At 64.3% G+C, this 6,984-nt stretch carries 6 protein-coding genes; 5 read left to right on the top strand and 1 reads right to left on the bottom strand.

Annotated features, from left to right (window positions below; translation table 11 throughout):
• Positions 1–238: 238 nt before the first annotated feature.
• Complete coding sequence (locus ABZ803_RS35180; protein WP_357046193.1) at positions 239–976, bottom strand: GntR family transcriptional regulator; 738 nt, start codon at positions 974–976, stop codon at positions 239–241.
• Between the two features lie 505 nt (positions 977–1,481).
• Between ABZ803_RS35180 and ABZ803_RS35175 the strand changes: the two genes are divergently transcribed.
• The 5 genes from ABZ803_RS35175 (at position 1,482) to ABZ803_RS35155 (ending at position 5,439) form a co-directional block, all read left to right on the top strand.
• On the top strand, positions 1,482–1,844 hold the full coding sequence (locus ABZ803_RS35175) for a hypothetical protein (RefSeq protein ID WP_357046191.1): 363 nt from the start codon (positions 1,482–1,484) through the stop codon (positions 1,842–1,844).
• Positions 1,844–2,269, top strand: coding sequence for a hypothetical protein (locus ABZ803_RS35170; protein ID WP_357046189.1), 426 nt, complete (start codon positions 1,844–1,846; stop codon positions 2,267–2,269). The genes ABZ803_RS35175 and ABZ803_RS35170 overlap by 1 nt, the downstream gene beginning before the upstream one ends.
• Positions 2,270–2,346: 77 nt before the next feature.
• Positions 2,347–4,005 carry a replication initiator gene (locus tag ABZ803_RS35165; protein ID WP_357046187.1) on the top strand — a complete coding sequence of 553 codons (1,659 nt, stop codon included), beginning with the start codon at positions 2,347–2,349 and terminating at the stop codon, positions 4,003–4,005.
• 13 nt (positions 4,006–4,018) lie between these two features.
• Positions 4,019–4,225, top strand: a complete 207-nt coding sequence (locus ABZ803_RS35160; protein WP_357046185.1) for an AlpA family phage regulatory protein — start codon at positions 4,019–4,021, stop codon at positions 4,223–4,225.
• A complete protein-coding gene (locus tag ABZ803_RS35155; protein WP_357046183.1) occupies positions 4,225–5,439 on the top strand; it encodes a tyrosine-type recombinase/integrase in 1,215 nt (404 codons plus the stop codon). Before ABZ803_RS35160 ends, ABZ803_RS35155 begins: the two co-directional genes overlap by 1 nt.
• The last annotated feature ends 1,545 nt before the right edge of the window (positions 5,440–6,984 follow it).

The following is a 6,984-nucleotide window of genomic DNA, read 5'->3' as shown; positions in this document are numbered from 1 at the left end:
GAGTGTCGCCGACGCGCCCGCCGCTCCGGTGGCCGAGGAGCCTGCGACGAGGACGCCGCGGTGCGGCCTGGCGCGGCGGCGGCGCGAAGCGCCGCCGGGGCGCTCTTGATCCTATATAGCCAAATTCAGCAACAACTCGCACAACGTAGGGCGCGGCTGTGAAGACGAGAACGGCTGAGATGCCGACAGCTCATGAAATGAACCGGGTGGCATCTCAGCCGTTGGTGACGGTTTGGAGTTACCCGAGCGAGTACTCGGCGCTGAGTTCACGGCCGGTGCCGAGGAAGTCAACGGCGTACTCAGTGGGATCGCCGTTCTGATCCCAGTAGAGGTTCGTCATGGTCAGGGAGGGCGTATTGGGTTGCGTACCCAGTACTGTCGCAATCTCGGCGGGCGCCGGGTTAAGTGCTACGACGTCGCGTCGCCTTACAGCTCGTCGGCCTGTCCGTTCCTCTATGAGGCCGAACGTCATCTTCGGCAAGGGCTCGGTGGACAGCAGTTCCGGTGCCGCGTCTGCGAATGACCCAGGAAGCCACGATGTAGATACCGTCACAACTCCAAGATCATCACGGTAGATGCGACGTCGGCGGATGACTGACGAGCCTTCGGCGACCGACAGTGCTTGTGCCACTGTGGCATCAGCTTCTGCCAGTTCGGCACTGACAACCTCGGCGGTCTCGCCAGGGCGATAGCCGTTGCCCGTGGCGCGAAGCATCTGTAACCGGTCCGGGCCGGTGGTCTGCTTGTGCGCAATCGACACGAAAGTGCCCTGGTTGTTGCTCTGGACGTATCCCTCTGAGCGCAATTGGCCAAGCGCCTTGGCCGCAGTAGCGCTGGCCACCTGCCAACCCTGCGCAATCTCGACTACAGATGGAAGTTTCGCGCCTTCGCGGAGCTCCCCATTCTTGATCAACTTCCTGAAATGTTCTGCGATCTGCATGTATGCCGGAGCGGGCCGGTCCAACGTCGGCGACATGTATTACCTCCTGGCAATCGCGTACTAGTAGGCATACAAGTCTACCATCTGGCGGATTTCGGCCATCTGAGTCTGTGTGCTAGTTCACGTCCGCAATCGCGTGCTAGCATACGAAGTATCAGCAAACGAAAAACTCCCCGGCGGGTGCAACCACCGGGGAGCCGAAACCAAAGCGGGTGCAACCGCTTCAGCTGCATCGAGCGACCTCAGAGGATTGGAGCTCCAAAGCCATGTCCATGATAGTTGATAGCTTCCCCTGCAACTCTGTTCGCAAGGATCTTCGTCCCTCCCGCTTGAACTTCGCGGGGTGCTGCGTGTACTGCCTGGAGCGGGGTTGTGACCGGCCGCGGTGCATCGAGAAGCACGCTCGGTTGGTCTGGCAGGTGTGCCCGGATTGCGGGGGCACGGAGTGGGTGCGCGGGCACATCGACCCGGATACGGCGACCGAGCGGTGCTTCTGCATCGGTGGCGTGTGCGAGGTTGCTCCTGCTGAGGCGGTGGCGTGATGAGCGAGGAGTTCGCGCGGCTGCTGCTGTTGGGTGTGGAGGCGTTGCCGGTGCAGGAGCGCTGGTTGCTGGGTTGGCTGTTGTCGCGGCCAAACCGGATGTCGATCGCGTTCGAGGAGACGGCGGGCCTGGGGCCGCTGGGTTCGCGGGCGTTCCGGGAGATGGTTGCGCGGTGGCGGGAGTGCGAGCTGCTGACTCTGGCCTACAGCGAAGAGCACGACGCGACTCTGTTGCAGGCCACCGACTTGGCGGAGCTGCTGTTGCGCCTGGACCCGGTGGAGTGGGTGCTGATGACCACCGACACGAGCAACCTGCCGCCGGTTGACCTGGACAACGTCGTCGAGCTCGGGGCGGTGGCGTGATGGGTGAGCAGACGCGCGGGAATGTGATCACGCTGCGGGGCCGGTCGGCTGAGCCGTTGCGTCCGCCTCGGTTGACGTTCGCTCGTCGCTGCATCTGGTGCGGTGAGCTGGATTGCCAGCATCCGGATTGCGTGGCGCTGCATGAGGTTTCGGTGTGGGCGGTGTGCCGTCAGTGCGACGGTACCGGGTTGGCGTTCTCGGGGCCGCAGGGTTGCACGTGCGCGTTCGGCCTGGTCCATGTCGCTCCGGCGGTGCATCGGGTGCTGGGTGTCACCGGCAAGGGCGAGGTGGTGACCGAGCAGGGGCATTGGTCGAACTACAACGACCGCACCTACTACGAGTACACGCATCCGCCTGTGGCCTCCAAGCGTGTCACGCCAGTCGCTGCCCTCGACGCGGGAACGGGTGAGGCGGTGGCCCTGTGACTACAGCACAGTCCGTAGGCACGGCTCCGGTCGGTGCTGTCGCGCCGAATCGTCAGACCGCTGCTGAGCGTCGAGCGATGCCGGACCTTCGCGATATCGCCGAAGCTGTCGCTGAACAGCACGGCGTGTGCGCTCGGGTGGTGCCGATGCGTGCGTTCGACACCAACACCGGCCGCGTCTCCTACGTCGGTGCGCCGTGCAAGGCCACCGTGGAAACGACGTGCCCGGCGTGCGCGAAGGCGAACAAGTACGTGCGAGTGACCCAGCTGCGGGAAGGCTGGTGCGCCGAACACGAACCGGTGCAACCGGAACCGGTGGTCACCGAAGCACAAGCCGAAGTGCTGGCCACGCGTGCCGATCAGTTCAACCGGTACCACGATGCCCGCCGCGACGGCGATGACGAACTGGCCGAGGCCATCAAGGATTTGGTGGCCGACCTCGATACCGAGCTTCGTGAACTCGGTGTGCGTGATCGCCTTCCGCCGTTGGACGCCAAGCCGCGTCGCAAGGCCAAGTCGACTCGTCGCCGTGACGATCTGCCGGACCTGCCTCGCAAGAAGGTCGCGCGCACCACGGTCGGCACCGCCTACGCGGGCGGCAAGTATCGGCCCTCGACGTTCCACACGTTGACGGTGGATTCCTACGGCGGGATCAACCGTGTCCGGGATGAGGAAACCGGGCAGATGGTGTCGGACGGTTCTCCGCGTGATCCGGAGTCCTACGACTACGCGCGTGCGGCCCGCGACATCATGCACGTGAAAGCACTGTTCGACCGGTGGGTGCAGAACCTGCGTCGTGCGGTGGGCTGGAACGTGCAGTACTGGGGGTCGGTCGAACCGCAGAAGCGCGGGGCCCCGCACATCCACCTGGCCATCCGGGGTTCGATCCCTACCAAGCTGCTCTATCAGGTGACCGCGGCGACCTACGTCAACATCTGGTGGCCCCACTTCGACCAGGAGGTCTACACCGGCGACAACATGCCGGTCTGGGATCACGCGGCCGGCACTTTCACCGACCCGAAGACCGGGCGGGCGCTGACCTACTGGGATGACGCCCTCGCGATCATCGATTCCGTCGACGACATCGAACCCGCGCACACGCTGCGTTTCGGGGGCCAGTCCAAGCCGATCCAGATCCTCGCGGGCACACCGGAGATGGATCGCAAGGTCGGCTACCTGACCAAGTACCTCACCAAGTCCGTCGCCGAAGTCCTGGAGTCCGACAGCCCGCGCGTGAACCGTCACTACGACCGGTTGCACGCGGAGCTCCAGCGCACCCCGTGCTCACCGACGTGCGCGGTGTGGCTGCGATACGGCATCGTCCCCAAGGGCGCCAGCGAGAAGACCCAGCCGGGCCACTGCCGGGGCCGCAACCATCGCCGTGACCTGCTCGGCGTGCCCGGTAAGCGCTGCGTGACCTCCACGAAGTGGAGCGGCAAGACCCTCCCCGACCACAAGGCCGAACGCCTGGAGTTCGTGCGCAACGAGCTCGCCGCGATCGGCATCATCCCGCCGGACACCTCGCACCTGCGTATCACCCCGGTCGGGCCCGGCGACCAGGACGCGCCTTCGCGCTCGCATCTGGTCATGGCGCTGGTCTCCGCTCGGATCAGCCAGCGCGCGCAATACACGATGGCTCGCCTGGCAACGACCGGAGGGCCACCAGGTGACGAGATGACTTCGCGTGAAGCTGTTGCGGCACAACATTATTCGTCTACTGGTCAAGTAGCGGCATAGGGAGGAACTGACCATGAACGAGAACGACACCTTTCTCCGCGCCAAGCAGTGCGAGGAGCTGACCGGTATCCCGGAGGCAACATGGCGGTGGTGGGCGCATGTCGGGCGCGGCCCGGAATCGTTCAAGCTGGGGCCCCGGCGGCGGGTGTGGCGCAAGTCCGTCGTGCTGGCCTGGATCGCGGAACAGGAACGGCTGACCGGCACGGGTGAGGCTGCCTGATGGCGACTCGGCGCAACCCGCGCTCCGGTATCGAGGATCGCTGGTATCCGACTGTGGTCGTGACTGACCCGGTGACCGGCGCGAAGTCCAAGAAGAAGGAGAAGTCAGCCGAGCGGTTCGGCAAGGGCAAGCGGTGGCGGGCTCGCTATGTCGACCCGAACGGCGTGGAACGCTCGCAATCGTTTGACACCAAGGTCGAGGCTCAGCGCTGGCTCGACAGCGACGTGACAACCAAGGTCGTGACCGGGACCTGGGTCGACCCGGACCGTAGTGGCGTCCTGTTCTCGGTGGTCGCGGAGAAGTGGTTCGCGACGAAGAAGTTCCGCAAGCCGAAGACTGTCGCTGGTTATCGGTCTCTCCTGGATACGCTCGTGCTGCCGCAGTGGGGCTCGGTGCCGCTGCGGGATATCGACTTCGAGGACATACAGGACTGGGTGGTGAACCTGTCGGAGTCGGGTAGTGCCCGGTTCAAGGGACAGGGCCTGTCGGCGTCACGGGTGATCCAGGCGTATCAGGTGCTCGGCCAAGTGCTGCGGTTCGCGGTGAAGTCCAAGCGGCTGGCGAGCAACCCCGCCGTCGACATCGAGCTTCCGTCGATGCTGGCGGGTGAGCGGCGATACCTCACGCACCTCGAGGTCATGCGGCTGGGCCTGGCGGCCGGTCGGTTGCGTCCGCTGGTGTTCACCCTCGCCTACACCGGTATCCGCATCGGTGAGGCATCGGCGCTGCGGGTGATGGATGTGGACCTGGTCAATCGACGGCTCCGCATAACTCGTTCAGCAACTCCGGTCGCCGGGAAAGGGACCGTGGTCACGGACACGAAGAACCACAATTCACGGGCGGTACCTATCCCGGAAACCCTGGCTAAGGATCTCGAAACCCTCATGGAGGGCCGCGAATTGACTGCGCAGCTGTTCCCGAGCGAGAAGGACGGCGGGCTCCTGGAATACCACGAGTTTCGCCGGGTGTTCAACGAGGCCGCGAACTCGGTCGGGCTCCGCGGTCTGGTGCCGCACGGATTGCGTCACACAGCGGCGTCACTGGCGATCAGCGCCGGGGCAAACATCAAGGTCGTTCAGCGGATGCTCGGCCACAAGACCGCGATGCTCACGCTCGATTTGTACGGTCACCTGTTCCCTGACGACCTGGACGTCGTCGCCGCAGGGATGGAGGCCGGTGCCAGAGCTGCTGCGGACGAATTGCGGACCGCATGACGCAAAATCTGGCTCCGACCTCCCAAAAACAGCCCTGACCATTGAGCGAGCGGCGGGAATCGAACCCGCGTTAACGGCTTTGCAGTTCGATAGTCGGCATCGTTGCAGGTCACGGCATCGTTTGCTGATGTTGGCACTGTGAGGCGACCTGGGAAAACAGTGGTTTGGAACGTTGGTTCGGTTGGCTGAGGGTGGGCCTACTGCGGACTGAATGCGGACGATCCTCGGCGGTGGACGGTGCTCCTCCGCCGACTTCGCATGTCCGGACCACGCGGGTTTGGCCCTGCTGGGTGGTGGTCTGCGCATAGGTGGGGCTGGCTACCCGCCTGCCCCGATAGGGCCTGCCCTTCTCGCGTAGAGGCTCCGCGGTCAAGGGTGGCGCATGCCATCAGCGAAGCTGACGCCGCAGGCGCCCTTGACGGTGGAGGGGCGCGGGAACACAATGCAGGCCACCACCCAGCAGGGCCGCGCAGCCGAAGGCTGCGGAGAGCTTTGCCATTCCGACTCCGCATTCTGATACTGATACCGCCGTGATCTATATGGTGCCCAGTGCGGGACGGGACCGCTGGACGATGGCGAACGGCTGCGGTAGGTACTGCACAGATCGAGTGCATACGATTCATGGACTCACTAGGAGGGAAACAGTGCACGCCAACACCTCAGCAAGAGCTGTGTATGCCCTTTCCGTGTCCGCTCCAGGCTCATGGTGGTACGCGCCGGTGCTCACTGGTGTCTTCGCACTCATCGGTGTCTTGATTGCCCAAATGGTCGTGCTCTGGATCGCTCGCCGAAACGATGGACGCCGTTCCGACCCAGAACTTCTCAAACAGTGCGCTGCCTTCAGTTCAGCAGTCGGTCGACTCAAGCGGGAGGTAGCGACAAAGCCACGTGACGAGTGGGACCTGGACTGCCTCACGGTCCTGGAAGAGGCGGCAGATAGCATTGCCATCATCGGCACCCCTGCCATAGAGCGAGCTGTTGACCTGCTAATTGGTTGCGTACCCATAGTTTTGGATCCAAGGTTCGGTCATGAAGAGGCCCAGAGAGCAAAGCAACGAATTTTTGATTTGCATCGGACGTTCACGGATGAAGTGCGGCGGCACTTTGGCAAGCCTGCCAGGGTGCACGTCGCAGTGCCGATAATCGTCCGCCCGGCCCCACCTTCGACTGATGTTGCATCAGCGAGACTGGACCGGAAACGTCTCGCGCGATCGGCCCTTTCCGGGAGTGCGCCGAGACGCAGGGCAGCCGGAAGGCGTTCAAGAGTGGCGTAGCCATCATCGCAGCTGACGCCGTAGGTGAACGAGTCCGGAGCTCTACGGGACCACAGCCGGTCGACCGGGCAGAGTGCCGGCCGATTCGTCGATGGCTGCGGGAGGTAAGTCGGGTACGGCTCTCGGCGTGCCCAGCACTGCTCGGTTGTTGCAAAAGCGGCCAGATAGGAACTCTGTGCGCCCCGGCGGCCGAGTGTCGCCGACGCGCCCGCCGCTCCGGTGGCCGAGGAGCCTGCGACGAGGACGCCGCGGTGCGGCCTGGCGCGGCGGC

This window comes from Nocardia sp. NPDC047648 (assembly GCF_040642815.1).
GTDB lineage: Bacteria > Actinomycetota > Actinomycetes > Mycobacteriales > Mycobacteriaceae > Nocardia > Nocardia gamkensis.
This window is presented reverse-complemented; position numbering and strand designations above follow the sequence as displayed.